We start from the raw sequence: 24,906 nt of genomic DNA, 5'->3' as shown, positions 1-24,906 counted from the left end.
TCATATACCGACACATTCCGTCTCTCACCGCGGGACGGTGCCCCACGGCAGTGCGGTTTTAGCGCCTCCAGCCGCCGCTGCTGCGCCAGGCGCCCGGGCCGCGGCCCAGTCCGCCGCGCAGGCGGGGCCGGGCCCAGCGGCGCACGGGAGCGACGTCTGTGGCGGCCTCGCCTCCGGCGGCGGCGGCGCGGGCGTAGACGGCGCTCAGCGCCGCGACGATCGCCAGGCGCTCGGTCTCATCGGCGCCCCGTGTCGTGAGGTTCATCGCTGGCGGTTGAATCGCCCGCTCGGCGCCGGCGCCTGGCTGCGGGGCCTGCTCGTGGCCGGTCACAGCGGGATGTTCCCGTGCCGGCGCGGCGGCAGCTCGGCGCGCTTGTTCCGCAGCGCCCGCAGGCCCCGCACGATCCGGGCGCGGGTCTCCGACGGCGCGATAACCGCGTCGATGTAACCCGCCTCCGCGGCCAGATACGGGTTGAGCAGCTCCTCCTCGTACTCCTCGATGAGCTTGGCGCGGACTGCCTCGACGTCCTCGCCGTTCTCCTCGGCCGCCTTGAGCTGCCGCCGGTAGAGGATGTTCGCCGCGCCCTGGGCGCCCATCACCGCGATCTGGCCGGTGGGCCAGGCCAGGTTCAGATCCGCGCCGAGCTGCTTGGATCCCATCACGCAGTACGCCCCGCCGTAGGCCTTGCGGGTGATGACGGTGATGAGCGGTACGGTCGCCTCGCCGTAGGCGTAGATGAGCTTGGCGCCGCGGCGGATGATGCCGCCCCACTCCTGCTCGGTGCCCGGCAGGAACCCCGGCACGTCCACGAAGGTGAGGATGGGCAGGCCGAAGGCATCGCAGGTGCGGACGAACCGGGCGGCCTTCTCCGAGGCATTGATGTCCAGGGTGCCGGCCAGCTGCATCGGCTGGTTCGCGATGATGCCGACCGGCCGGCCCTCCACCCGGGCGAAGCCGGTGACGATATTGGGCGCGAACAGCTCCTGGACCTGCAGCACATCGCCGTCGTCGACGACGGCGCCGATCACGTCGAGGATGTCATAGGGCTGGTTCGCCGAGTCCGGGATGAGGGCGTCGAGCGCCAGGTCCTCCTCCGTCGGCGTCAGATCGGCGGCAGCGGCCTCCGCCGCATCGGTGTCCATGTTGTTCTGCGGGAGGAAGGAGAGCAGGTCCCGCACGTAGTCCAGTGCGTCCTGCTCGTCGGATGCCAGGTAGTGGGCGTTGCCGGAGACCGTGTTGTGGGTGTGCCCGCCGCCGAGCTCCTCGAAGCCGACTTCCTCTCCCGTGACGGTCTTGATCACGTCCGGCCCGGTGATGAACATGTGCGAGGTCTTGTCCACCATCACGGTGAAATCCGTCAGCGCGGGGGAATACACCGCGCCGCCGGCCGAGGGCCCCATGATGAGCGAGATCTGCGGCACCACCCCGGAGGAGTGCACATTGCGGCGGAAGATCTCCGCGAACAGCGCGATGGAGGCGACACCCTCCTGGATGCGCGCGCCGCCGGAGTCGTTGATGCCGATGATGGGGCAGCCGAGCTTCAGCGCCAGTTCCTGCACCTTGACGATCTTGCGGCCGTTGGCCTCCGCGAGGGAGCCGCCGAGCACGGTGAAGTCGTGCGCGAACACCGCCACCGTGCGCCCGTCGATGGTGCCCAGGCCGGTGATGACGCCGTCGCCGTCGGGACGTTTGCTGGCCATGCCGAATCGCGTGTTGTCGTGCCGGGCGAACTCGTCGAGCTCCTGGAAGGAGCCCTCGTCCAGCAGGGCGGTCAGGCGCTCGCGGGCGGTCTGCTTCCCGCGCCCCCGCTGGGCGGCGATGCCGCGCTCGTCCCCGGCCCGGGCGGCGTCGCGGCGCTCGTGGAACTGCGCCAGCCGGCCGGCCGTGGTGAACAGATCGTGGCGGGACTCGGTCATGCTTCCTCCAGGGTGAACCAGCACATGCGAAACGTCACGCTACCGCTGGGCTGAACGCCGTTGTGTCCCCCGCTGGGGACTTCCTTGGAAAGATTGTCGCAGGCCGTTAAAGCTGCCTAGAGTGAACTCGTGCACACCGTCGCCCCTCACCTCGATGTTCAGGCCGTCACCGCGCGCCTGTCCTGGCCCGGCGGTCCCGTACCGGCGCTGCTGTGGCTACCGGAGGTGGATTCCACGAATCTGGAGCTGGAACGGCGTGCCCTGGCCGGGCCCGGCGCCTGGCCGGACTATTCCGTGCTCGGAGCCGAATACCAGAGCGCCGGCGCTGGCCGCCGCGGGCGCAGCTTCACCGCGCCGCCCTCGGCGGCCCTGATGGTCTCGGTGCTGCTGCGTCCGGGCCGGCTGGCGGCCGGTGACCGCGGCGCCGTGCTCGGCTGGGTGCCGCTGCTGGCCGGGCTGGCGCTGGTGCGGGCCCTGGAGCGGGCCTGCCGGGTGCGCGCGCGGCTCAAATGGCCCAATGACGTCCTGGTGACGGCTGCGGACGGCACGGAGGGCAAGATCACCGGCATTCTCGGCCGGGTCGCCATGCTGGGCGAGGAACCACTCGTGATCATCGGCGCCGGGACGAACGTGCATCAGGACCGGAGTGCACTGCCGGTGTCCCACGCCGCCTCGGTGCGCACCGCCGGCGGTCACACCGACCGGGAGGCCCTGCTGATCGCGTATCTGGAGGAGTTCGCGCCGCTCTACCACCGGCTGAGGGACGGCGGCGCCGATGCGGTGCCCGGCCTCCGGGCGGAGGTGGAGCCGGTGGTGTCCACCCTCGGTCGCCGCGTCCGTGCGGAGCTTCCCGGAGGTGCTGCGCGGGAGGGGACCGCCCTCGGGCTGGGGCCCGGCGGGGAGCTGCTGCTCGACGCCGGCGAGCCGATCTCCGCCGCCGATGTCCACCATCTGCGGCCCGCGGGAGCCGGTGGCTACGCCGGCGCCCGTACTCCCGGTGCCGCTGGTGCCGGGAGCACCGCAGGCGCGGCTGCGGCGGGCCGCGACGGGGGAGCTGCGTGAGCGCGCCGGAACAGGGTCTTCCCGCTGACCCGCTCGACGGCCTCCCCGATGAGCGGCTGAACGGTGCCGCCGCGGCGCGTCTTTCCGGCAATGGCGTCTCTGGTGACGGCGTCTCCGGTGATGGTGTCTCCGGTGATGGTGTCCCGAGCGCCGATGCCGCGCCCATGACCGGCCCCATCGTGCGGCCGGCGACCGACTACGCGGCCGATCCCCAGAAGGTGGGCCTGATCGGGCCGCGTGGCGATCTCAAGGACGACCGCGACGCCCGCCCCGCCGACCCCGCGCCGGAGACCCTTCCGGGGAGCCGCGACGGTCAGGGGCGCAGGACCGACGACGCCGGTCCCGACCGCGCCGCAGACGCTGCGCCGGCCTCAGCCGGCGCGGAGACGCCAGAAGGCTCGGCGGGCACCGGGGAGGCGCCGCAGCCGCCCGCCGAACCCGAGCGCCCGGCCGGAGCGGTGCCGATCCCGGAGGAGCACGAGGACACCGTCTTCGAGTTCCGTACCGCCGCTGAGCAGCTGGAAGAGCGGCTGCTGGGCGGAAAACGCGTTCTCAACCGCAAGGAGCTGGCGCAGCTGGCGCAGATCTCCTCCGCTTCCTCGCGCAAGATCTGGCGCGCGCTGGGCTTCTCGCGCGTGTACGACGTCGACGTGGCGTTCACCCTGGCCGACGCCCAGGGGCTGAGCACCGTCGCCGAGCTGGTCCGGGACGGCATCGTGGACGAGGACACGGCGCTGTCGCTCGCCCGGGGAGTCGGCCACACCACGGACCGGCTGGCGGTGTGGCAGATGGAGACCCTGGTGGAGTACCTGACCGATGAGCGCGGCCTGAGCGAGGCCGAAGCCCGGCGGGAGGTGCTTGCGGAGCTGGAGAAACTCATCGAGCCGATGGAGAAGCTCCTGGTCTACGCCTGGCGCCGCAATCTGGCCGGGGTGTTCGGACGGCTGAACCTGGACGTCCAGGAGAGCCTCGCGGTGGAGCACCGCCAGACGCGCAGCGATGTGAACATGCCGCTGGGCCGCGCGGTGGGTTTTGCCGACCTGGTGTCCTATACCCGTCTGTCGCAGAAGATGGAGCCGAAGGAGCTCGCCCGGCTGGTGCAGAAGTTCCAGAACCTGGCCCACAACATCGTCACCTCGGCCGGCGGCCGGATCATCAAGACCGTCGGCGACGAGGTGTTCTACGCCGCGACGACGCCTACCCTCGGCGCGCAGATCGCGGTCACCCTGGCCGAGGCGATCCGCGCGGACCCGGAGCTGCCGCGTGCCCGCGGAGGGCTGGCCTGGGGCCGGGTGCTCTCCCGGCTGGGCGACATCTTCGGCTCCACCGTGAATCTCGCGGCGCGGCTGACCGCCATCGCCGAACCGGGCACGGTCATCGTGGACCCGGACACCAAGGCCATCCTGGATCGCGGCGACGCCTGGGTCCTGGTGCCCCAGGACCCGGTCACGCTGCAGGGGATCGGGGAGATCACGCCGTACGAGCTGCGGCGGGGCACCGCCGATGTGATGCAGCTCGACTTCGAGGAGGACGCCGCCGACCGGCTGGCACCCGGCCAGCACTAGGGACGCGCGGGGAACACCAAGAGCGCCGGGGGACGCTCGATGGTGCACAGAACACCACGTAAGTGACAGAACAACACCGTCTACGGTGTTGTTCTGTCACTAGGGTGTTGTTCTGCCACGGTGCGCTCATTCACTGGCACGCACCTACCCGACGCAGCCCGTGAGAGGCTCTGGCCCAGTGCTCAGGTCCGACAATGCACGTCCCAGTGCGGGCCGCCCTTCACAGTGCAGATCCACCGTGCGCAGGTGCAGCAATGCACGTCGCGGTGCGCGCCCGCGCTGCACAGCGTAGGCCCACCGTGCGCAGGTCCTGGAACGGCGCTGGTGCTAGAACAGTGCGCTGCCGTCGCCCTCGCGGTCGACGATCACCGCGTCCTCGTCGTCGTCCTGCTTCAGCCGCGAGATCCGCTCGGCCGCGGACTCCGGCTCCTCCACCGGCAGCTCGGGCCCGGCAGACCCAGCCGGCCCCGGACCACCCTCGTCGCCCCCGCCTGGGGCGCCGCCCGGCGCGGGCGCATCGCCTTCGGGCTTGGGGCCGCGGCCGATGAACTCCACCTTGTGCTCCAGCGGGCTGCCGGAGGCGTCGCGCCGGACCAGCTCCTCCGGCAGGCTGCGCGCCGCGCCCGAGGCGGCGCTGGCGGAAGGATCCGGTCCGGCGTACGCCAGGACCAGCCCCGTCTCGCCCTTGAGGAACCGCTGCGCTCGCACGCCGCCCGTCGCCCGTCCCTTCACCGGGAACTCGTCCAGGGCACTCGTCTTGGCTGAAAGCGAGGGCTCGCCGTAATAGTTCTCCCCGGTTGCGATGGTCACCACCACGGAACGCTCGGCTTCTTCCGGGCGGATGGCGGAGAAATGGATCACCCGCGCGTTCCCGGAGAGCTTCATCCCGGCCACACCGCCGGCGCCGCGGCCCTGAGGCCGGACCAGCGAGGCGCCGAACCGCAGCAGCTGGCCGGCATCGGAGACGAACACGAACTCCTCCTCGCCGCTCTCCAGCTGCGCCACGCCCACCACCTCGTCGCCGGGCTTGAGCGCGATCACCGGCCACTGGTCCTTGTTCGGCGGTGCCTCGGCAGCCACCCGCTTGACCACGCCGCCTGCCGTGGCCAGCGCGAATCCGGGCCCCTCCTCGTCCAGCGAGACCAGGCCTAGCACCCGCTCGCCCTTGTCCAGAGCGGTGAACTCCCGGATCGGCGTGCCCCCGGCCAGGGACGGCCTGGAGGCCTGCGGCGGGAGCGCGGGCATATCCACCACTGGCAGGCGCACCAGGCGCCCGGTGCTCGTGACCGCGCCGATCTGCGCCCGGGCGGTGGTGGGCAGCTGGGACAGCAGCCCGTCGTGCTTGACCCGCTTGCCGGTCGCCGGGATCGGCTGCCGGTCGGTGGTGCGGGCGAGCATCCCGGTGGTGGACAGCAGCGCCCAGCACGGCGCATCGGGAATCTGCATCGACTCGGGATCGAGCGCCTTGCGGCCGCCGCGTTTCCCGGTGATCTCATGGCCGTTGCCCTCCACCAGGACCGTCCGGCGCGGAGTGCCCAGCCGCTCGGCGATCTCCCCGAGCTCGGAGCTCATCAGGTTCAGCAGCTTCTGCCGGTCCGCCAGCAGGGCCTCCAGCTCGGCGATGGTCGCGGTCAGCTCGTCGCGCTCGCGCTCCAGTTCCAGCCGGGAGAACTTGGTCAGCCGGCGCAGCTGCAGATCCAGGATGTAGGTCGCCTGGATCTCGCTGAGGTCGAAGACCTCCATCAGCCGGCCGCGGGCGATCCCGGCGTCGTCGCTGGAGCGGATCAGCTGGATGACCTCGTCGATGTCCAGGATGGCGATCAGCAGGCCCTCGACCAGGTGCAGCCGGTCCCTGGCCTTGCCCAGCCGGAACTCGGTGCGGCGGCGCACCACGCTCAGCCGGTGCTCCAGGTAGACCTCCAGCAGCTCCTTGAGCCCCAGGGTGCGCGGCTGGCCGTCCACCAGGCACACGTTGTTGATGCCGAAGGAGTCCTCCAGCGGGGTGAGCCGGTACAGCTGCTCGAGCACCGCGTTCGGGTCGAAGCCGTTCTTCAGGCCGATCACCAGCCGCAGCCCGTGGGCCCGGTCGGTGAAATCGTCCACCGAGGCGATCCCGGCCAGCTTCTTCGCACCCACCTGGTCCTTGATCTTCTCGATCACCTTCTCCGGGCCCACCAGATAGGGCAGCTCCGTGACCACGATGCCCTTGCGGCGGGCGCTCAGGTTCTCGATGCTGCACACCGCCCGGGTGCGGAAGCTGCCGCGGCCGGTCTCATAGGCTTCGCGGATCCCGGCCAGGCCGACGATGCGCCCGCCGGTGGGGAGATCGGGCCCGGGGACGTAGCGCATCAGATCGGCCAGGCTGGCGTCCGGGTGCTCGATCAGATGCTGCGCCGCCGCGACGATCTCGCCGAGGTTGTGCGGCGGCATGTTCGTCGCCATGCCCACCGCGATGCCGGAAGCGCCGTTGACCAGCAGATTGGGCACCGCCGAGGGCAGCACCTCCGGCTGGGTCATGGTGTTGTCGTAGTTCGGGACGAAGTCGACGACGTTCTCGTCCAGGCCAGAGATCATCTCCATCGCCGCCTGGGTGAGCCGCGCCTCGGTGTAGCGCGGCGCGGCCGGGCCGTAGTCGAGCGTGCCGAAGTTCCCATGGCCGTCGACCAGCGGCAGGCGCATGGTGAAGTCCTGCGCCATCCGGACCAGGGCGTCGTAGATGGCGCTGTCCCCGTGCGGGTGCAGGCGGCCCATGACATCGCCGACGATGCGGGAGGACTTCACGTGCCCCCGGTCGGGCCGCAGGCCCATCTCGCCCATCTGGTAGACGATGCGCCGCTGCACCGGCTTGAGCCCGTCGCGGGCGTCCGGAAGCGCCCGGGAGTAGATCACCGAGTAGGCGTACTCCAGGAACGAGGACTGCATCTCCGCGGCGACGTCGATGTCGACGATCGTCTCGGCCGATGAGCCGCTTCGCTTGGCCATGGAACCTCTTTCTCACTCGTTCGTGCCCGCGCCCGGCAGGCGCGGGACCGTCCTGTACCGCTCAGCTGAGCCTGCGCACGGAGTCCTTGCGGTCCGGCTGGCTGCGCAGCACGGCGTACGCGGACAGGATATGCACCTGCTCGGCGCCGGCGTGCAGCGGCCGCAGCGCGATCTCGGAGACCTCGGGGAACTCGTCCACAAGGGCGGAGAGCCGCATGATGACATCCGCGACGGCGCTCAGATTCGCCGCCGGCGTGCCCTGGTAGCCCAGCAGCCGCGGAGCTGCCTTCACGCTGGTGATCATCTCGCGAGCATCCACGTTGGTCAGCGGCGCCCCCCGGTGCGCCACATCGTCGAGCAGCTCGGTGGCGTCACCGGCGATGGAGAACGACACCACGGGTCCCAGCAGGGGGTCCTCCCCGGCGGTGACCACGCACGCCGTTCCCGGCGGCGCCATCGGCTGCACGTCCAGCGAGGGCTGTTCCCCGGCGGAATGGCCGCCCACCCGCCGCACCAGGTCCTGGATGCGCAGGAAGTCGTCGCGCAGCTCCGCGTCGTTGTCGATGTTCAGCTGCACCCCGCCGGCGTCCAGGCGGTGGCGCAGCTGGTGGTGGACCGCTTTGAGCGCCACCGGGAAGCCGAACTCCCGGGCGGCGGCGCTGGCCTCCTCGGGCGTGTGCACGCGGGCGTGCGGCACCACCGAGATGCCGACGGTCTCCAGCAGCGCGGCGACCTCGCCGGGCTCCAAGGTGCGCTGTTCCCCGGCCGGGACGCCGGCCAGCAACCGGCGGATCAGCCGCCGTGCCGCACGCAGGTCCACGCCCGCGGGAGGATCCGTGGTGCCCCGGTCCGATTCGCGCCACATGGCGTAGTCGGTGGCCCGGGCCAGCGCCCAGGCGGCGTACTCCGGTCCGCCGAAGGCCGGCACCGTGACCGGGACCGGCTCGCCGTCGTCGCCGGGCACATGGGCGGTGAGGAACTCCTGATTGCCGATGATCCCCAGGAAGCAGGCCACCGTGGTCTTGCCGGAACGCGCCGAGACCTGCGCGAAGAGCGGCGCGATCTCATCGGACTGCGGTCCGGAGGAGGGTGTGAAGGTCATGACGACCGAATCCACGTCCGGATTGGCGAACATCCGCTCCAGCTCCACCCGGAACTCCTCCGTGCTGACCTCCGGGTGCATGGAGACCGGCGGCACGGTGACCTCCAGGCCCTCGGCCCGCAGCCGCTGGACGACGAGCGTGGCCAGCGCCGCGGAGTTCCCGATCACCCCCACCCGGCGCCCGGCCGGCAGTGGCTGGGAAGTGAACACCTGCGCCACGTCGAACAGGGCGTGCATCGTGTCGGCGCGCACCACGCCGGCCTGCTCGAAGATCTGGATGAGGGCGGCCGAGGACAGCCGAGACGACCGCACATGGTGCCCCGGCGGGCGTTCCTCGGCGGTGAAATCCGCCTTCACCACCACGACCGGCTTCTTCAGGGACAGCCGGCGGGCGATGCGGGAGAACTTCCGCGGATTGCCCACTGACTCCAGGTAGAGGCCGACGACCTTGGTGGCCGGATCCTCCTCCCAGTACTGCAGCATGTCGTTGCCGGACAGGTCGGCGCGATTGCCCGCCGAGACGAAACTGGACACGCCGAGACCGCGCCGGGTGGCCTCGGCCAGGATCGCGGTGCCGAAGGCGCCGGATTGCGCGAACAGGCCGATGGGACCGGCCGGCGGCAGGAACGGGGCGAGCGAGGCGTTCAGGGCGGCATCGGCATTGATGACGCCCAGCGAATTCGGTCCCACCACCCGCATGCCGTGCGCCCGGGCCGTGGCCACCATCCGCTGCTGCAGCGCCAGGCCCTCCGGGCCCTCCTCGGCGAAACCGGAGGAGATCACCACGACGCCCTTGACCCCGTGCTGGGCGCACTGGCGGACCACCTCGATGCAGCGCTCGGCCGGCACGGCAATCACGCCCAGGTCGATCTGTTCCGGGAGATCGTCGAAGGAGCGGTAGGCCGGGAACCCCGCCACCTGGTCCGCCTCCGGATGCACGACGAAGATCTCCCCGGGGAAACCCGCCTCCTTGAGGTTCCGCAGCAGCAGATTGCCGGTCGAGGTCCGCTTCCGGCTGGCGCCCAGCACCGCGACGGAGGCCGGATGCAGCAGCGAGTGGACGCTGCGCGCCTCCGCCCGGTGCTCCCGGGCCGCCTGCACCCGGCGGGATTCCTCCGTCGGGTCCAGATTGAAGTGCACGGCGACGACGCCGTCGTCCAGTTGCCGGGTGATCTTGTAGCCGGCGGCCATGAACACCGCCAGCATGGACCGGTTCTGGGGGAGGACCTCGGCGTGGAATTCGCGGATGCCGCGCTCGCGGGCGGCAGCGGCAAGGTGCTCCAGGAAGATCGAGCCGAGGCCGCGGCCCTGGTAGTCGTCCGCGACGTTGAAGGCGACCTCCGCGGAGCGCTCGTCGATCCGGTCGTAGCGCGCGTCGCCGATGATTTCCCCGCCGACGGTCATCACGAACGCCACCCGGTCGTGATAGTCCACGTTGACGAAGCGTTCCAGGTCCCGTTTGGGGATCACCGGCAGCGGCGCGAAGAACCGCAGATAGACCGACTCGTCGGACTGCTTGCGGTGCATGGCCTGCATGGCCTCGGCGTCCTCGGGGCGGACCGGGCGCAGATGAGCGGTGGTCCCGTCGCGCAGCACGACGTCTGCCTCCCAGTAGGAGGGGTAGGGCGGCCGCTCGGTCATGCCCACCAGCATAGCGACGGCGCGCCCCGATCCGGCGCCTGAGACACGGCTGCGGCGCCACGACCGGGTCCCGCCGTTCCCCGGAACGCGGCGGTGCGGACGGCAGCCCCGCGTGTCCGGGGCATCTGCGACAATGTCCAGCATGGCCGCATATCCCTCCCAGCGTTCGCAGGGCGAGCAGACGCTGCAGCTCGAGCGCGATCTGAAGACCGCCGGCTTCTACCCGCAGCTCGCCATGGCGGTGTTCAGCGAGTCGCTGTACCAGGAGACGCTGCTCTCCCACCTGGTGCACGTGGACACGCACTTCGACATGGACTCCATTCACCGGCACATCTCGGCGTTGCTGCTGACGCCGACCAGGCTCATCCTGGGGCACATCGACGACGATCCCCGCGGTCCCGAGGGCGGCACTGCGGCGCGGGTGAGCACCGAGGACATCCCGCTGACCCGGCTGCGCACCGTGCTGATCGCCCGCACCTACGAGAACCCGGAGCGGTTCCGGCCCGGCCAGCTGCCGGCCGACGTCGTGATCACCCTGGCGTGGGACTCCCTGCGGCGCCTGGACCTGGTTCCCGAAGCCTGCGGCGACCCGCAGTGCGATGCGGACCACGGCTACTCGGGCACCTCCACTGCCGAGGATCTGAGCATCCGGGTCTCGGCGATGGCGGAGGGGCAGGAAGCGCTGGAACAGGCGCTGCGGTTCGCCGGCCGGCTGAGGGAGAGCGTCCATCAGGCGCGGACCGCCGCCGGCCTGCAGGCAGGCTGACGGTGACATCGGTGACACCACTGCCCGGCGAAGTGCTTCCGCCGCCCTACGAGCGCGGTTCGCTCGCCGATGTCATCCCGGCGGCGGCCGGCATGATCGGCGCGGCCTCCGCGCTCGATCCGGCGGCCGCGGCCCGGGCCCGCGCGCTCCTGCCGGAAGGCGAGGCGCGCACGGTGCTGGTGGTGCTCATCGACGGCCTCGGGCTGCGCCTGCTGCGCGCCAAGGCCGCCCACGCGCCGTTCCTGCGCGCCCACTTGCCGCAGGCCGGGGAGCTGACCGCCGGGTTCCCCTCGACCACGGCGAACTCCCTGTCCACCCTGGGCACGGGCCTGCTGCCGGGCGCGCACGGCGTGGTGGGCTACCGCCTGCTGGACCCGGCCCGGGACGTGGTCTTCAACCAGCTCTCCTGGGACCCCGCGGTCGATCCGCGCGCCTGGGTGCCCGACGAGACGCTGTTCGAACGGCTGGCCGCCCACGGCACGGATGTGCTCAGCCTGGGCGAGCCGAAGTTCGCGCAGGGCGGCCTCAACCACGCATCGATGCGCGGCGGGGGCTTCCTGCCGTCGAAGACGCTCAGCGAGCGGGTGGACCACGCCCTGACGGCGCTGCGCGCCCCCGGCCGGCGGCTGGTCTACCTGTACTGGGGCCTGCTGGACAAGATCGGCCACGGGCACGGCTGCGAGTCCTGGCAGTGGGTGGAGGAACTGGAGCGGGTGGACGCGCAGCTGCGCCGGCTCGCCGAGGAGCTTCCCCGCGATGCGCGGATGCTGCTCACCGCCGATCACGGCATGGTGGACGTGCCGCACGAGGACCGGCTGGACCTGGCCGCGCACCCCGATCTGCAGGCGGGCCTGCGGCACACCGGCGGAGAGCCTCGCGCCGTCCATCTCTACCTGAGAGCCGGCGCGGAGGACGACATGCTGGCGGCGTGGCGCGAGCGCACCGCAGGACGGGCCATCGTGCTGCGCCGCGCGGACGCCATCGGCGCCGGGTTGTTCGGCCCGGTCGGGGAGCGGGCGAAGGCACGCATGGGAGACCTGATCGTGATCGCCCGCGAGGGCTTCGCCGTCGTGGACTCGGCCCGGGATTCCGCCTCCTCGCTCAGCCTGCTCGGGCATCACGGCGGCCTCAGCGACGCCGAGCTGGCGCTGCCGCTGATGATCTGGGGCAGCTGAGCGCGCAGCCCTGTCCGTGGCGCGTGAGTTTCACGCGCTGCGCTCGACGCGCTCGTCCTCGGTCCTGTGCGTGCCTCTGGCCTCACCCTCCGGAGCTGCCCGGAACAACACGAACTTGTACATCAGATAGCGGAACGCCGTGCCCAGCACCAGGCCGATCCCGTTGCCGGAGATGTTGTCCGCCAGCTGTGAGGTGAAGCCCAGGACGTAGTGGGAGACGAAGAGGCATCCCATCGCGATGCCCAGGCCCCCGGCGTTGATCAGGAAGAACCAGAACGCCTCCCGCACCCGCGCATCGTTCCGGCCTTCCTTGAAGGTCCAGTAGCGCGAGCCGAGCCAGGAGACGGTGGTCGCCACGATCACCGAGACGACCTTGGCGCCGATGGGGTAATCGGGCATCACGGTGAGCCGCAGGAGGTTGTAGACCGAGATGTCCACGATGAAGGCGACGCCGCCCACGGTGCCGAACTTCGCCAGCTGCGCGATGAGCGGCGCCAGGCGGGTGAAACGGTTCACGGTCGTTCTCCTCACGTCGCCGCGGCCATCACGCCCGGCGCGTCTTCCAGGGCCCGCAGGTCCTTCAGCGTTCTTGAGCCCTCCCCGGCCGTCCCCGTACGCCGGATGCGCGCTGGCCGGGACCTGAAGAGAGCCACTGGCCAGTCTAGGTCCTGCGGGGCGGCACATGGTCCAAAACGCCGGTCCGAAACCCCAGGGCGGCACCCCCGGTGCGGATAGACTTCCAGCTGTGACTTTTCCACGTGTCGGAGTGATTGGCGGAGGCCAGCTGGCCCGGATGATGGCACCCGCGGCGGAAGCCCTCGGGGTGCGCCTGGCGGTACTGGCCGAATCGGAGGACGCCTGCGCGGTGCAGGCGATCGCGGAGTCCACGGTGGGGGACTACAAGGATCTGGAGACGGTGCGCGCCTTCGCCGCGGAGGTCGATGTCGTCACCTTCGACCATGAGCACGTGCCCACCGAGATCCTCCGCACCCTGGAGGCCGAGGGGGTCGCGGTCCGGCCCGGAGCCGCGGCGCTCGTCCACGCCCAGGACAAGCTGGTCATGCGCGCCCGGATGGACGAGATCGGCCTGCCCAATCCGCAGTGGGCGCAGGTGACCTCCGTGGAGGACCTGCGGCAGTTCGGCGACCGGGTGGGCTGGCCGGTGGTGCTCAAGACCCCGCGCGGAGGCTACGACGGCAAAGGCGTCATGGTGGCCTCCCGCGCCGAGGACGGCGCCGAGTGGCTGGAGACCGCCACCGGGGGCCTCCTGGCCGAGGAGAAAGTGCCGTTTGCCCGCGAGCTGGCCGTCATGGTGGGACGCTCGCCGATGGGCCAGACCGCGACCTGGCCGGTGGTGCAGACCTGGCAGCGCGATGGCATCTGCAAGGAGGCCATCGCCCCGGCCCCGGGCCTGGACCCCGGCCTTGCCGCGAAGATCGCCGCCGATGTCATCTCCCTGGCCACCCGCCTGGACGTCACCGGCGTGATGGCGATGGAGATGTTCCTGGTCGAGGAGGACGGCCGACAGCGCTACCTCGTCAACGAGCTCGCCATGCGCCCGCACAACACCGGCCACTGGACCCAGGACGGCTCGGTGACCTCCCAGTTCGAGCAGCACCTGCGCGCCGTGCTGGACCTGCCCCTGGGGGAGACCAGCGCCCAGTTCCCCGCCAGCGTCATGGTCAATGTGCTCGGCGGCGAGTACGAGGACCTCTACGGCGCCTACCGGCATGTGATGGCACACGACCCGGCGATCAAAGTGCATATGTACGGCAAGTCCGTGCGTCCCGGCCGCAAGGTGGGCCACGTCAACGCCGTCGGCGAGGACGTCGACGCGCTGCTGGAACGGGCCCGCCACGCGGCCGACTACTTCGAGGGGACGGTGACCTCATGAGCGGAACCCAGGGCGCCGGAACCGGGGCGGCCCACGCCGGAACCGGGGCGGCCAGCACCGGAACCGGAGCGGCAGCCGCCGTGGACGTCGCCATCGTGATGGGCTCCGATTCCGACTGGCCCGTGATGGAGCAGGCCGGGAAGGTCCTGGACGAACTAGGGATCGGCTGGCACGCGCAGGTCCTCTCGGCCCACCGGATGGCGCGGCAGATGCTGGAGTTCGGCGAGCGGGCGGTGGCCGAGGGCTACCGGGTCGTGATCGCCGGGGCCGGGGGAGCGGCGCATCTGCCGGGCATGATCGCCTCGGTCACCTCGGCTCCCGTCATCGGCGTCCCCGTGCCCCTGAAGCACCTGGACGGGATGGACTCGCTGCTGTCCATCGTGCAGATGCCCGCAGGCGTACCGGTGGCCACGGTCTCCATCGGCGGTGCCCGCAACGCCGGCCTGCTGGCCGCGCGGATCCTGGGCGCCGGCCCCGGGCCGGAGGCCGCGGCCGTGCGTGAGCGCCTGGACCGCTTCCGGGACGAGCTCGGGCAGCAGGCCGCTGCCAAGGGACGCGCCCTGGCGGAGCGCCTGACGGCGGAAGGCCCCCGGACCGGTACGGGCGACAGGTGAGGGGGCGGCGTGGCTGAGCGTACCCGCCGTATCCCGGAGCTGGTCGATCCGCTGCGCTACCCGGCCAAAGCCGATCCGAGCGCCCGCACCGCACGTGCCTGGTACTTCCTGCTGCTGACCGTGCTGCTGCCCGGGACGGTCCAGCTCGTCGCCGGCAGCCGCCGGCTGGCCCGGATCGGCATGGCGGCGACGGCGGCGCTGTGGCTGCTGGTCTTGAGTGCGGTCGTCCTGGCGCTGACATCGCTGGAGTCCCTGCTGGCCGCGGCGACCAGCAGCATGACCCTGCTGCTGCTGACCCTCTTCCTGCTGGCCTACACGATCGTGTGGGCGCTCTGCTTCTTCGACACCCTCCGCCTGGTACGGTTCGTCGGCCTGAAGCCGCGGGTGCGCGCCTGGGTCGCCGGGGCGTCCGCGCTGGTCCTGCTGATCGTCGGGGGAGGACTGGCCTACGGCACCGGCACCCTCAACAGCCAGCGCGGCCTCATCTCCGACATCTTCGCCTCCGGCGGCGCCGTGCAGCCCGTGGACGGGCGATACAACATCCTGCTGCTGGGCTCGGACGCCGGCAAGGGCCGGGAGGGGATCCGCCCGGACAGCATCACCGTCGTCAGCATCGACGCCCGGACCGGCCAGGCGGTGATGTTCGGCATCCCGCGGAACATGCAGAACGTCCCCTTCCCGGAGGACAGCCCCCTGCACCAGGTCTACCCGCAGGGGTACAACTGCGGCGACGAATGCCTCATCAACAGCGTGTACCTGCAGGGCCAGGAGCACGCCGAGCTCTATCCCGATGTGGACGATCCGGGCGCGCAGGCGATGATCGACGCGGCCAGCGGTGTCACGGGGCTGGAGGTCCAGTTCTACGCGATGATCGACATGGACGGCTTCGCCGGCCTGATCGACGCCGTCGGCGGCATCACCATCGTCTCCGGGCAGCGGGTCCCGATGGATTCCGTGCTGACCTCGGTCGACGCCGAGCCGGAGCACGGGTGGATCGAGATCGGCGAGCAGCGGATGGACGGCCGCACCGCGCTCTGGTTCGCCCGTTCGCGGCGCGGTTCGAGCGACTACGAGCGCATGGCGCGGCAGCGCTGCGTGCAGGAGGCGATGCTCAGCCAGCTGGAGCCAGCGACCCTCCTGACCCGGTTCCAGGCGATCGCCAGCGCGGCACCGGACATGGTCTCCACGGACATCCCCGAGGCGCAGCTGAGCTCCTTCGTGGAGCTGGCGCAGAAGACCCGCCAGCGCGATCTGCAGGAACTGGACTTCGTTCCGCCCGAGGTGACTCCCGCCCATCCGGACTTCACCCAGATCCATGCGCTCGTGCAGCAGACCATCGAGCAGAGCGAGGCGGAATCGGACGCCGATGCCGCCGCGGGACCGGGCAGCGCTGCTGGGGGACTCGGAACACCGCAGGGTCTCGCCGCTGCGGGGCTGGGTATGCCCCTGGGCGTCGCTGCTGCGGGAACGGGAGCACCTGGCCTTGCCGTTGCAGGGCCGGCCGTGACCGCCGCAGGCTCCGGCGGCGCGCTGGGAGCACAGGCTCCCGCATCGGCCTCAGAGGCGAGCGCCGTCGCGGCGCCGGCCCCCGAGGGCGAGGGCGACGACGCCATCTGCTACGTGCCCTGATCCAGTACCCTGCTACGCCCGCGAAGGCGCTCCTGGAGCGCGGAAGCAATCGCCGTCGCGGACAGGGGCCCACCGGCTCTTCGCGCCGCCGCGTTTCACCCGGCTCGGCGTGGCCGGATGCCCTGTCCTGGCGTCGTGCGGGGAAATCCCAGATCCGCGCCCCCGCAGCGCATCGGCAAGGGCGGGCCGGGTGCGGATGCCTCTCATCGGCCGCTCGTCGGTGAGGAAGGGCCAGATCCGGGCCGAATTTTTTGGGCGACGTTTGCCCATGTCAGCGAACAACTACATCGGTGTAATTCACAAAAATCCAGCAAAGTCGACTCTGACACGCCGAAAGTATGTAACAATTTTGAGATGTCGCCTGCTGTTGTCGTTCTGCCAACGCCGGTCAGTAGGTGGACAAGCCTCAACTTCCCTGTCTTCCTCGAAAAGGCTTGCAGACATGAAACTCAACAGAAGCACTGTGGGCATCGGGCTCTCGGCGCTCATGCTGGCGACGCTCGGCCTGGTCGTTCCCACTACCGCATCGGCAGACTCCGTCACGCCTGAGGTCAACTCCTTCGCCCTGACCGACGTCAGCGAGGACGGCCTCACCGAAGTGGGCGCCACGTCCGCCTCCGTCGACGCCGAGGGGGCCGCGGCCTCCGGCGTCTCCTATCTTCCCACCCTGCTGTACTCGGAGCAGCGCCAGCAGGGGTTCGTCGGCGGGCTCGACAGCGATGACGCGAACGGCTCGGCCGCCGCCGTCAACGCCTCCCTGGGCGCTGCGACGCAGGACGACGAGGAGGCTCCGGAAGAATCCGAGAGCACCGAGGAGCCCGCGGAGCGGGCGCCCGAGGGCGACGCTCCCGAGGAGGACGCGGGCGAGCAGAGCCCCGACATCTCCGGCGACATCTCGCAGAAGACCGAGGACGGCGTGAACATCGCCGCCCTGACCGAGGCGCTGGAACTCGACAGCAGCAACCCGAACGTCGTGGGCGTCTCCTGGCCCGGCGCCGAGAGCGGCCACGTGGAGATCCGCACCCGCATCGGCGACCAGTGGAGCGCCTGGGAGGAAGTCGACCAGGAACAGCTCGCCGACGGCCCCCAGTCCACGAACGGCACCGAGCCCTTCGTGGTGGACGCCGCCGCCGAGGCCGTGCAGCTGCGCGTGCTGGGCGAGGCGGCCCCGCAGGACGCCGAGCTGTTCGTCATTGACCCGAAGTACACCGAGAACGACGCTCTCCAGGTGCAGCAGAATCAGCCCGCCGGCGCCGTGGCGCCCGGCGAGGCGGCCGCTCCCGAGGGCGCTGAGGCCGAGGGCGCCGGACTGGACCTGAGCCAGGAGGGCGAGGTGCAGACCGCGGCGTTCTCCGTCGATGAGGGCGTCACCGCCCAGAACGCCTCCGTCAAGCGCGTGCCGGCTCCCAAGTACGGCACCCGCAGCTCCTGGGGCGCGAACGAGAGCCTGCGTCGCGGCAGCGCCTCCTACGCCTCCAGCATCCGGGCCACGATCGTGCACCACACGGCCGGGTCCAACACCTACACCGCCGAGCAGGTGCCCGGCATCCTGCGCGGCATCTACAGCTTCCACACCCAGGGCCGCGGCTGGTCCGATGTGGGCTACAACATGCTCGTGGACAAGTTCGGCCGGCTCTGGGAAGGGCGTGCCGGCGGGATGGACCGCCCCGTGATCGGCGCGCACGCCGCCAACTACAACAGCGGCACCTTCGGCATCTCGACGCTGGGGACCTTCACCGGCTCCGCGCCCCCGGCCGAGGCGATCCGCGCCGCCGAGCACGCCATCGCCTGGAAGCTCTCCCTGCACGGCGTCTCCGGGGACTCCCGGGCCACCGTGAACGGCCGCACCATCAACGCCGTCTCCGGTCACCGTGACGTGGGGCAGACCGACTGCCCGGGCGCGGCGTACTACGCCAAGCTTCCGGACATGCGCCGCGCCATCGTGCAGATGCAGAACAACGGCACCGCCGGCGGCAGCGAGAGCAGCAACCCGAACCAGACCCCGCCGGCGCCCAAGACCGCGATCGAGCGCTACGCGGAGTCCGAGGCGGGCAAGTACCTGGGCAAGCCGACGAGCGCGGAATTCGATGTGCCCGGCGGTAAGGCCCGCAACTACGAGAACGGGCGCGTGTACTGGTCGCAGTCCACCGGCGCGGTCGGCACCAGGGGCGCCATCGGCACCAAGCACCGCCAGCTGTGGGACGAGCTCGGGCTCCCCGTCCAGGAGGAGCGCGGCGGCCTGAAGGACGGCGGCTCCTTCCAGAAGTTCCAGAAGGGATCCATCCACTGGAGCCCGCGCACGGGCGCCCACTACACGCTGGGCGTGCTGCAGAGCTACTGGGGTTCCAAGGGCTGGGAGAACGGGCACCTGGGCTACCCCACGACGGACCCGAAGTCCGGGAACGGGCGGGCCGAGCAGACCTTCCAGGGCGCCCGCCTGGTCTGGGCGGAGGGCTACGGCACCACCGAGTTCTCGCCCAGCGGCGACATCGGATCCGGCGTCCGGGACACGAGTGATGAACTGACCGGCCCCCGGCCGGGCGGCGGAGTCACGGAGGACGACGCGACCGAGCCCGAGGAGACGACTCCCGAGGAGACGACCCCGGGCGAGGACGAGACCTCCGAGGAGGAGCGCCGCGCGGCCGAAGATGCCGAGCGCGAGCGGGCCGAGCAGGAGGAGCGCGAACGCGCCGAGGAAGAGCGCGCCGAACGCGAACGCCAGGAGCAGGCCGACCGGGAGCGCGCCGAGCAGGAGCGCAAAGCGGAGGAAGAGCGGAAAGCCGAAGAGGAGCGCAAGAAGGCGGAAGAGGAGCGCAAGAAGGCCGAGCAGTCCGAGGCAGACAAGCGCGCCGCGATCATCTCCACGGCGAAGAAGTACGTCGGCACCCCATACCGCTGGGGCGGCACGACGCCGGCCGGATGGGACTGCTCCGGGTATGTGCAGTACGTGTACAAGCAGCACGGGGTCAACCTGCCGCGCACCACGAGCCAGCAGCGGAACGCCGGCCGGGTGATCTCGGAGAGCGAAGCCAAGCCGGGCGATCTGATCTGGGTTCCCGGGCACATCGGGATCATCTCCGACAGGGCCGGCTACATGTACGACGCCGGTTCCAGCAGCAGCGGGACCTCGCACCGCAGCTACAGCTGGATGAAGAGCCGCGGCGCCGTGTTCATCCGGGTGCTGTGACCGCTCGTCGCGTCACGAGGAGGACGACGCCGCCGGCCGTCTGACACGGTTCCGGCGGCATCGCCCGGGCGGTCCGCCATAAGACGGACGGCCCGGCCCGCCGGCGTGCGGGGCAGCACTGGGGAAGGGGTGGATCGGGACCTACGGGTCCCGGTCCGCCCGCTGTGCGTGTGCCCCCGGCCGCAGGGGGCGACCTGGACGGGGCCGTATCCGCATCTCTGACGTGCCCCAGGCCGCCGCGCTGTTGCCGGCTGGTCGCGACGTGAACCGGTGGTGCAGAGCGCCCGGCGGTATGCCTACGGCGCCGGCGATGTGAGCCGTCCCGTTGTGCTCATGCGAGGATGGGACGTGCCCGGCGCCGGCGCCGCGTGCACCCGATGTCCCCGCTCACAGGAGCTCATGAGAAAGGAGCCGCCGCGTGGCGTTCCGCTTGGAGAATCCCGTCCGCGACTACGACTGGGGCTCGCTGGAGGAGATCCCGCGCCTCCTCGGCCAGGAGCCCACCGGCCGGCCTGCAGCCGAGCTCTGGCTGGGCGCGCATCCGCTGGCGCCCTCCCGGACGCCGGAAGGCGGACTCGACGAGGTCATCGGCGGCGCTCCCGCCGAACTGCTGGGCGAGGGCCGGCACGAGCTGCCGTTCCTGATGAAGGTGCTCAGCGCCGCCAGGCCGCTGTCCATCCAGGCGCATCCGAGCCGGGACCAGGCGCAGGAGGGCTTCGCCGCGGAAGAGGCCGCCGGTGTCTCCCGGGACGATCCGGCGCGGAACTTCAAGGACGCCAATCACAAGCCGGAGATCATCTACGCCCTCACGCCGTTCGCCGCGCTGAGCGGCTTCCGCCCGGTGGTGGAGAGTCACGCCGTCCTCGCCGCGCTGCAGCAGGCGCAGCCGACCGCGTTCGGCGCCCGCCTGGTGGAAACGGCGGAGGACTCCTCGCTCGCCGACGACGCAGCCCGGCTCGCGGCCCTGAGCGAGCTGATCCTGGGCTCACCGCAGGAAGCCGGCCAGACCGCCGACGCCTGGGCGCAGGCCGCCCAGGCCGGCCGAGCCGAGGTGCCCCCGTACCCGGGTGGTGGCACTCCGCTGGACACGCTGCGCGAGGTCAGCACCGCCTACCCCGGCGATGCGGGGATCCTGATGGCGCTGCTGCTCAACCGCGTCGATCTGCGCCCCGGCCAGGTGCTGGCCACCGGTGCGCGCACCCTGCACGCGTATCTGCACGGCACTGGGATCGAAGTGATGGCCGCCTCGGACAACGTCCTGCGCGGCGGGCTGACCAGCAAGCACGTGGACGTCCCGACGCTGCTGCGCATCGGGCAGTTCGCCCCGGAAGAGCCGTTGGTCCAGGGTGCCGGACCGGATTCCCACGAGGCGGTGGACCCGAGCCAGGACGCCGGTGCCATGAGCTTCCGCGGCACCTCTCCCGAGGTGGCGCTCACCGTGCTGGGACGGGCCGGAGAGGGCACCACGCTCCCGGACGGTCCCCTTCTGGTCCTGTGCCTGGACGGGGTCTACCGTTTCGGTGCGCCGCTGACGGGGCCGGCGGAGCTGAGCGCGGGCCAGAGCGCGTTCCTCGGGGCCGGCGAGCCGCGTGAGGTCTCCGGGGACGGACGCCTGTTCGTCTCCCATCTCGCGTAAGAGGCCGCGACGCGCGAAGGCCCGGTCCTCTCCGTTCCATGGAAGGGAGGAACCGGGCCTTCAGGGCCGCGCCGGCACTGGCCCATGGCCGGCGTCGGCTCTCATGCTCAGCCGGGGCGCCGTTTCAGACGCGGGTCTCGGGCACCTCCGCGGGCACATCGACGGGCGCGCCGGTCTTCTCCACGATCTCCTCGACGCTCACGCCGGGGGCGCGCTCGACCAGGGTGAAGCTGCCGCCGGCGACGTCGAGCACAGCCAGATCCGTGATGATCCGCCCGACCACGCCCTTGCCGGTCAGCGGCAGCGAGCACTCCGCCAGCAGCTTGTGACTGCCGTCCTTGGCGACATGCTCCATCACCACCAGGACGCGCTTGGCGCCGTGGACCAGGTCCATCGCGCCGCCCATGCCCTTGACCATCTTCCCGGGGATCATCCAGTTGGCGATGTCGCCGGTAGCGGAGACCTGCATCGCGCCCAGCACCGCGGCGTCCACCTTGCCGCCGCGGATCATGCCGAAGCTCAGCGCCGAGTCGAACAGCGCCGCGCCCGGCAGCAGCGTCACGGTCTCCTTACCGGCGTTGATCAGGTCCGGGTCCACCTCGTCCGGCCGGGGATAGGGTCCCACGCCCAGCAGGCCGTTCTCCGACTGCAGGACCACCTGCACGCCCTGGGGGATGTAGTTCGGGATGAGGGTGGGCAGGCCGATGCCGAGGTTGACGTAACCGCCGTCGGGAAGCTCCCGGGCGGCCCGGGCCGCGATCTGCTCTCTGGTCAGGCTCATGAGGCCGCCTCCTCGCGGGTGGTGAGCTTCTCGATGGGCTTCTCGGCTGCCTCTTCGGCGGAGAGCGCCACGACGCGATGCACGTAGATGCCCGGCAGGTGGATGTCATCGGGGGCGAGCTCGCCCACCTCGACCAGCTGCTCGACCTCCGCGATCGTGACCTTGCCGGCCTGCGCGGCGATCGGGTTGAAGTTCTGCGCGGAGGAGTGGAACCGCAGATTGCCCAGCCGGTCGCCCACGGCGGCGCGCACCAGCGCGAAGTCGGTGGCGATGGAGTTCTCCAGCACGTACTCGTTCTCCTCGCCGCGGAAGGACAGCGTGCGGGTCTCCTTCGCCGGCGAGGACGCGATGACATTGCCCTCGGAGTCGTACTTCCACGGGATGCCGCCTTCGGCCACCTGGGTGCCCGACCCGGTGATGGTGTAGAAGGCCGGGATCCCCGCGCCGCCGGCGCGCAGCTTCTCCGCCAGGGTGCCCTGCGGGGTCAGCTCCACCTCCAGCTCGCCGGAGAGGTACTGGCGGGCGAACTCGCGGTTCTCCCCGACGTAGGAGGAGACCATCTTGCGGATCTGACGGGATTCCAGCAGCAGGCCCAGGCCCTGTCCTTCCAGGCCGGCGTTGTTGGAGACCACCTCCAGATCCGTGGCGCCCTGCTGCTGCAGAGCGCGGATCAGGACGTGTGGCACTCCGACCACGCCGAATCCGCCGACGGCGATCGACGCGCCGTCGGGGATGTCGGCCACGGCCGACGCTGCATCCGGGACGACTTTGTCCATAACGACTTTCCTCTCTGTGGGTGAGTCCAGGTTAACCGAGTCATGACGGGCGCGGCGACCGTTAAGCGCCGGCGGCGCCCCGGCTCAGCCGCCGTTCGCCGTGGCGACGGGAATCCCCTCGGCGGCGAAAACCCGCTGCAGCTGCGCCGGATCGCGCAGATCGCTCAGTCCCACCGCCGCGCCGCCCTCCAGAGCCGCCAGGACGCGGGCGACGGCGCCCGGAGGCAGCCCGTGCGAGGTGGCATGATGCGGCTCGGGCCGCCATGGGACCACGAACGATCCGGCCGGTGCGCAAGCACCCGATCCTGGCGACGGCGAGGGCGCCGCCGGCGGAGCGCCGGAGAAGACATCGGCGTGGGCGCGCACCTCGCCGGTGTAGTCGAAGACCGGGGCGTGCTCCGGCAGCCGGCTGGCGAGGGCGAGCCCCGGCAGCGCCACCGCGATCGTCTCCTCGGCGGCCCCCGCGGGTCCGGCTGTCAGCCGGGCATCGGCATCGGCCACCACGTCCAGGACGGCCGATGGCGTACTGGCCGGATCCGGCACGACCTCGTCCCAGTCCTCGCCCGGTCCGGCGAACAGAGCTTCCGCCCCGCACCACCAGGCGGCGGCGGCCACGATCAGGCTCCGCCAGTGCACCTGGGGTGCGCCGTCGCTGCTCAGCCGCAGGCGGACCAGGACGTCCGGTCCGGCGTCGAACTCCTCCGACAGCAGGTTCGCGGTCTTCGCGATCCAGTTCTGCGTGACCCGGCCGGAGAGCTCGATGCGCTCCCCGTCGGTCCCGTGCCAGACGAGCGCCGGGGTCTGCCGCCCCGCCAGGGCGGCGCACACGCGGCTCAGCTCCGCGGCTGCGGGCATGATCCTCCTTCAGGTGGTCAGATGCAGTTCGCATGCGGCCGGCCGGCCGTCGGGCTCCCAGGAGTACCGTACGTCGGCCTCCAGCTCCTCCGCCGCCAGGGCGGTCAGCGCGCGCTGCACGAGCGCGGACAGGCCCAGCGTGGCCAGCATCACCGGGTGCCCGCCCTGATCGCCGCTGCCGCCCGGGTTCCCCTCCCCGGCGGGGGAGCCCGGAAGTCCAGAGGGCGAGAACCGGATGACGGCGCCGCCCGCGAGCACCCGTCCCGTCCAGGCGGCGGTGCCGGGCGAGGGCAGCCGGCTCGCCATCGCGGTGTGCAGGGCGCGTTCCACCCGTTCGGGGAAGTCCTCCGCGTCCGGATCCGCCGGCGGCGGAGCGACCGTGCCGCCGGGCACCCGCAAGGCGCGGCGGACGGCCTCCAGATGGCCGTAGCGGAACCAGTCGGTCTCCGGGGGCTGCACCAGGCCGGCGGCGCCGGGCGCGTCTTCGCGCACATGCTCCTCCAGCCCGCGGATCACGGCCAGCGGCAATCCGGCGCTCTTGCCCCGCACCAGATCCGCCGCAGCGGCGGCCTCGTCGCCGATCGCCCGTTGGGTGGCGGCCAGCCGGTTGCCGTGGCTGTCCTCCTCGCCCCGGTGATCGCGGAGGCATTCCAGGCCAGCCGCGCCGAGGGCGTAGTCCGCCTGGCCCCGGCGCCACGGCCGGCCCGCGGTGTCGGTGATCACCACCGCGAGGCGGACGCCGAACCGTTCGCTCAGAGCCGCGCGCAGCGCCTCCGCGGCACGGTCGGGCGCGGCGGGGAGCAGCAGCCGCTGCCCGTCCGGCAGATTCGAGGCGTCGATGCCCGCGCCGGCCAGGACAGGTCCGACCAGCGAGCGGACCACCTGGACCGTCCCGCCCGGGAACCGCCGCTCGGCCACCAGCTGCGTGCTCTGGTCCAGCACCAGGCCCTCGTGATCTGCGCGGCTGGCCACCGGCACCACCCGCCCCTCGGCCTTCGCCACGGCCTTCGAGGCCAAGGCGAGCACATCGCCGTCGCGGAGCTCGACTCCCGCGGCGGTGAGCGCGCGGGCGCAGAGCAGCGCCAGATCGTCCCCGGCCTGGATCTCCGGCAGGCCGGGCACGGCGTATGCGGTCAGGAGCCGCCCGGCGCGGGCGGCGGAGGGGTCACGGGATGCAGCGTGCATGCCCTCATTCTGTCATCGGCCGGGAAATCCTGGGCATGCTCTGGGAACCCCCGAAACACAAGATGTACCCGCGGTCCGGGCTCCGGGACACAACATGTGCGTCAAGGCGACTTTCCTGGTGGGTACTGGTGTTCGATTG

18 protein-coding genes are annotated in these 24,906 nt (G+C 71.4%); 9 read left to right on the top strand and 9 right to left on the bottom strand.

All coding sequences use genetic code 11. The features are described 5' to 3' along the window. Nucleotides 1-58 precede the first annotated feature (58 nt). Together IEW13_RS10975 and IEW13_RS10970 are read right to left on the bottom strand one after the other, a co-directional pair. Nucleotides 59-265 carry an acyl-CoA carboxylase subunit epsilon gene (locus IEW13_RS10975; protein ID WP_188550960.1) on the bottom strand — a complete coding sequence of 69 codons (207 nt, stop codon included), beginning with the start codon at nucleotides 263-265 and terminating at the stop codon, nucleotides 59-61. A gap of 62 nt (nucleotides 266-327) precedes the next feature. Then, nucleotides 328-1,917, bottom strand: a complete 1,590-nt coding sequence (locus tag IEW13_RS10970) for an acyl-CoA carboxylase subunit beta (protein ID WP_188550959.1) — start codon at nucleotides 1,915-1,917, stop codon at nucleotides 328-330. A gap of 129 nt (nucleotides 1,918-2,046) precedes the next feature. Between IEW13_RS10970 and IEW13_RS10965 the strand changes: the two genes are divergently transcribed. Together IEW13_RS10965 and IEW13_RS10960 are read left to right on the top strand one after the other, a co-directional pair. After that, a complete protein-coding gene (locus IEW13_RS10965) occupies nucleotides 2,047-2,979 on the top strand; it encodes a biotin--[acetyl-CoA-carboxylase] ligase (protein ID WP_188550958.1) in 933 nt (310 codons plus the stop codon). Then, on the top strand, nucleotides 2,976-4,544 hold the full coding sequence (locus tag IEW13_RS10960; protein ID WP_188550957.1) for an adenylate/guanylate cyclase domain-containing protein: 1,569 nt from the start codon (nucleotides 2,976-2,978) through the stop codon (nucleotides 4,542-4,544). Before IEW13_RS10965 ends, IEW13_RS10960 begins: the two co-directional genes overlap by 4 nt. 327 nt (nucleotides 4,545-4,871) lie before the next feature. Here IEW13_RS10960 and IEW13_RS10955 read toward each other — a convergent pair whose 3' ends face one another. Then, nucleotides 4,872-7,526, bottom strand: a complete 2,655-nt coding sequence (locus tag IEW13_RS10955; protein WP_188550956.1) for a DNA gyrase/topoisomerase IV subunit A — start codon at nucleotides 7,524-7,526, stop codon at nucleotides 4,872-4,874. Nucleotides 7,527-7,587: 61 nt separating this feature from the next. Then, entirely contained in the window at nucleotides 7,588-10,269 is a 2,682-nt protein-coding gene (locus tag IEW13_RS10950) for a bifunctional acetate--CoA ligase family protein/GNAT family N-acetyltransferase (protein WP_229745096.1), read from the bottom strand. 142 nt (nucleotides 10,270-10,411) lie between these two features. Here IEW13_RS10950 and IEW13_RS10945 point away from each other — a divergent pair, with 142 nt between their 5' ends. Together IEW13_RS10945 and IEW13_RS10940 are read left to right on the top strand one after the other, a co-directional pair. Then, on the top strand, nucleotides 10,412-11,035 hold the full coding sequence (locus tag IEW13_RS10945; RefSeq protein ID WP_188550954.1) for a DUF5998 family protein: 624 nt from the start codon (nucleotides 10,412-10,414) through the stop codon (nucleotides 11,033-11,035). Nucleotides 11,036-11,046: 11 nt separating this feature from the next. Further along, nucleotides 11,047-12,210, top strand: a complete 1,164-nt coding sequence (locus tag IEW13_RS10940; RefSeq protein ID WP_229745095.1) for an alkaline phosphatase family protein — start codon at nucleotides 11,047-11,049, stop codon at nucleotides 12,208-12,210. 30 nt (nucleotides 12,211-12,240) lie between these two features. Here IEW13_RS10940 and IEW13_RS10935 read toward each other — a convergent pair whose 3' ends face one another. Next, nucleotides 12,241-12,726, bottom strand: a complete 486-nt coding sequence (locus tag IEW13_RS10935; protein ID WP_229745094.1) for a GtrA family protein — start codon at nucleotides 12,724-12,726, stop codon at nucleotides 12,241-12,243. 277 nt (nucleotides 12,727-13,003) lie between these two features. Here IEW13_RS10935 and IEW13_RS10930 point away from each other — a divergent pair, with 277 nt between their 5' ends. From IEW13_RS10930 to manA, 5 genes are all read left to right on the top strand, one after another. Beyond that, on the top strand, nucleotides 13,004-14,104 hold the full coding sequence (locus IEW13_RS10930) for a 5-(carboxyamino)imidazole ribonucleotide synthase (protein WP_229745104.1): 1,101 nt from the start codon (nucleotides 13,004-13,006) through the stop codon (nucleotides 14,102-14,104). A 98-nt stretch (nucleotides 14,105-14,202) separates the two neighbouring features. Next, nucleotides 14,203-14,718, top strand: coding sequence for a 5-(carboxyamino)imidazole ribonucleotide mutase (gene purE / locus IEW13_RS10925; protein ID WP_229745103.1), 516 nt, complete (start codon nucleotides 14,203-14,205; stop codon nucleotides 14,716-14,718). A gap of 9 nt (nucleotides 14,719-14,727) precedes the next feature. Next, nucleotides 14,728-16,347 (top strand): LCP family protein, encoded by a 1,620-nt coding sequence (locus IEW13_RS10920; protein ID WP_188550950.1) that lies wholly within the window; start codon nucleotides 14,728-14,730, stop codon nucleotides 16,345-16,347. 442 nt (nucleotides 16,348-16,789) lie between these two features. Further along, nucleotides 16,790-19,534 carry an NlpC/P60 family protein gene (locus IEW13_RS10915; protein WP_188550949.1) on the top strand — a complete coding sequence of 915 codons (2,745 nt, stop codon included), beginning with the start codon at nucleotides 16,790-16,792 and terminating at the stop codon, nucleotides 19,532-19,534. Nucleotides 19,535-19,952: 418 nt separating this feature from the next. Next, on the top strand, nucleotides 19,953-21,170 hold the full coding sequence (gene manA, locus IEW13_RS10910; protein WP_188550948.1) for a mannose-6-phosphate isomerase, class I: 1,218 nt from the start codon (nucleotides 19,953-19,955) through the stop codon (nucleotides 21,168-21,170). A 124-nt stretch (nucleotides 21,171-21,294) separates the two neighbouring features. Here manA and IEW13_RS10905 read toward each other — a convergent pair whose 3' ends face one another. From IEW13_RS10905 to cofE, 4 genes are all read right to left on the bottom strand, one after another. Beyond that, nucleotides 21,295-21,951, bottom strand: coding sequence for a CoA transferase subunit B (locus IEW13_RS10905; RefSeq protein WP_188550947.1), 657 nt, complete (start codon nucleotides 21,949-21,951; stop codon nucleotides 21,295-21,297). Continuing rightward, nucleotides 21,948-22,727, bottom strand: coding sequence for a CoA transferase subunit A (locus IEW13_RS10900; protein ID WP_188550946.1), 780 nt, complete (start codon nucleotides 22,725-22,727; stop codon nucleotides 21,948-21,950). The genes IEW13_RS10905 and IEW13_RS10900 overlap by 4 nt, the downstream gene beginning before the upstream one ends. Before the next feature lie 84 nt (nucleotides 22,728-22,811). Further along, nucleotides 22,812-23,582 (bottom strand): TIGR03089 family protein, encoded by a 771-nt coding sequence (locus tag IEW13_RS10895; RefSeq protein WP_188550945.1) that lies wholly within the window; start codon nucleotides 23,580-23,582, stop codon nucleotides 22,812-22,814. 9 nt (nucleotides 23,583-23,591) lie between these two features. Continuing rightward, nucleotides 23,592-24,767, bottom strand: coding sequence for a coenzyme F420-0:L-glutamate ligase (gene cofE / locus IEW13_RS10890; protein ID WP_188550944.1), 1,176 nt, complete (start codon nucleotides 24,765-24,767; stop codon nucleotides 23,592-23,594). Nucleotides 24,768-24,906 lie beyond the last annotated feature (139 nt).

It is taken from the genome of Sediminivirga luteola (genome assembly GCF_014639315.1).
In the GTDB taxonomy this organism is placed as follows: Bacteria; Actinomycetota; Actinomycetes; order Actinomycetales; family Brevibacteriaceae; genus Sediminivirga; species Sediminivirga luteola.
The sequence above is the reverse complement of the archived record's forward strand: the minus strand, read 5'-3'. Positions and strand labels throughout refer to the sequence as shown.

Bases quoted from the DNA above. Each gene is read 5' to 3' on its own strand.
- IEW13_RS10975 (WP_188550960.1), bottom strand. From the start codon at position 265: ATGAACCTCACGACACGGGGCGCCGATGAGACCGAGCGCCTGGCGATC.
- IEW13_RS10970 (WP_188550959.1), bottom strand. From the start codon at position 1,917: ATGACCGAGTCCCGCCACGATCTGTTCACCACGGCCGGCCGGCTGGCG.
- IEW13_RS10955 (WP_188550956.1), bottom strand. From the start codon at position 7,526: ATGGCCAAGCGAAGCGGCTCATCGGCCGAGACGATCGTCGACATCGAC.
- IEW13_RS10950 (WP_229745096.1), bottom strand. From the start codon at position 10,269: ATGACCGAGCGGCCGCCCTACCCCTCCTACTGGGAGGCAGACGTCGTG.
- IEW13_RS10945 (WP_188550954.1), top strand. From the start codon at position 10,412: ATGGCCGCATATCCCTCCCAGCGTTCGCAGGGCGAGCAGACGCTGCAG.
- IEW13_RS10930 (WP_229745104.1), top strand. From the start codon at position 13,004: ATGATGGCACCCGCGGCGGAAGCCCTCGGGGTGCGCCTGGCGGTACTG.
- purE (WP_229745103.1), top strand. From the start codon at position 14,203: ATGGGCTCCGATTCCGACTGGCCCGTGATGGAGCAGGCCGGGAAGGTC.
- IEW13_RS10915 (WP_188550949.1), top strand. From the start codon at position 16,790: ATGAAACTCAACAGAAGCACTGTGGGCATCGGGCTCTCGGCGCTCATG.
- IEW13_RS10905 (WP_188550947.1), bottom strand. From the start codon at position 21,951: ATGAGCCTGACCAGAGAGCAGATCGCGGCCCGGGCCGCCCGGGAGCTT.
- IEW13_RS10900 (WP_188550946.1), bottom strand. From the start codon at position 22,727: ATGGACAAAGTCGTCCCGGATGCAGCGTCGGCCGTGGCCGACATCCCC.
- IEW13_RS10895 (WP_188550945.1), bottom strand. From the start codon at position 23,582: ATGCCCGCAGCCGCGGAGCTGAGCCGCGTGTGCGCCGCCCTGGCGGGG.
- cofE (WP_188550944.1), bottom strand. From the start codon at position 24,767: ATGCACGCTGCATCCCGTGACCCCTCCGCCGCCCGCGCCGGGCGGCTC.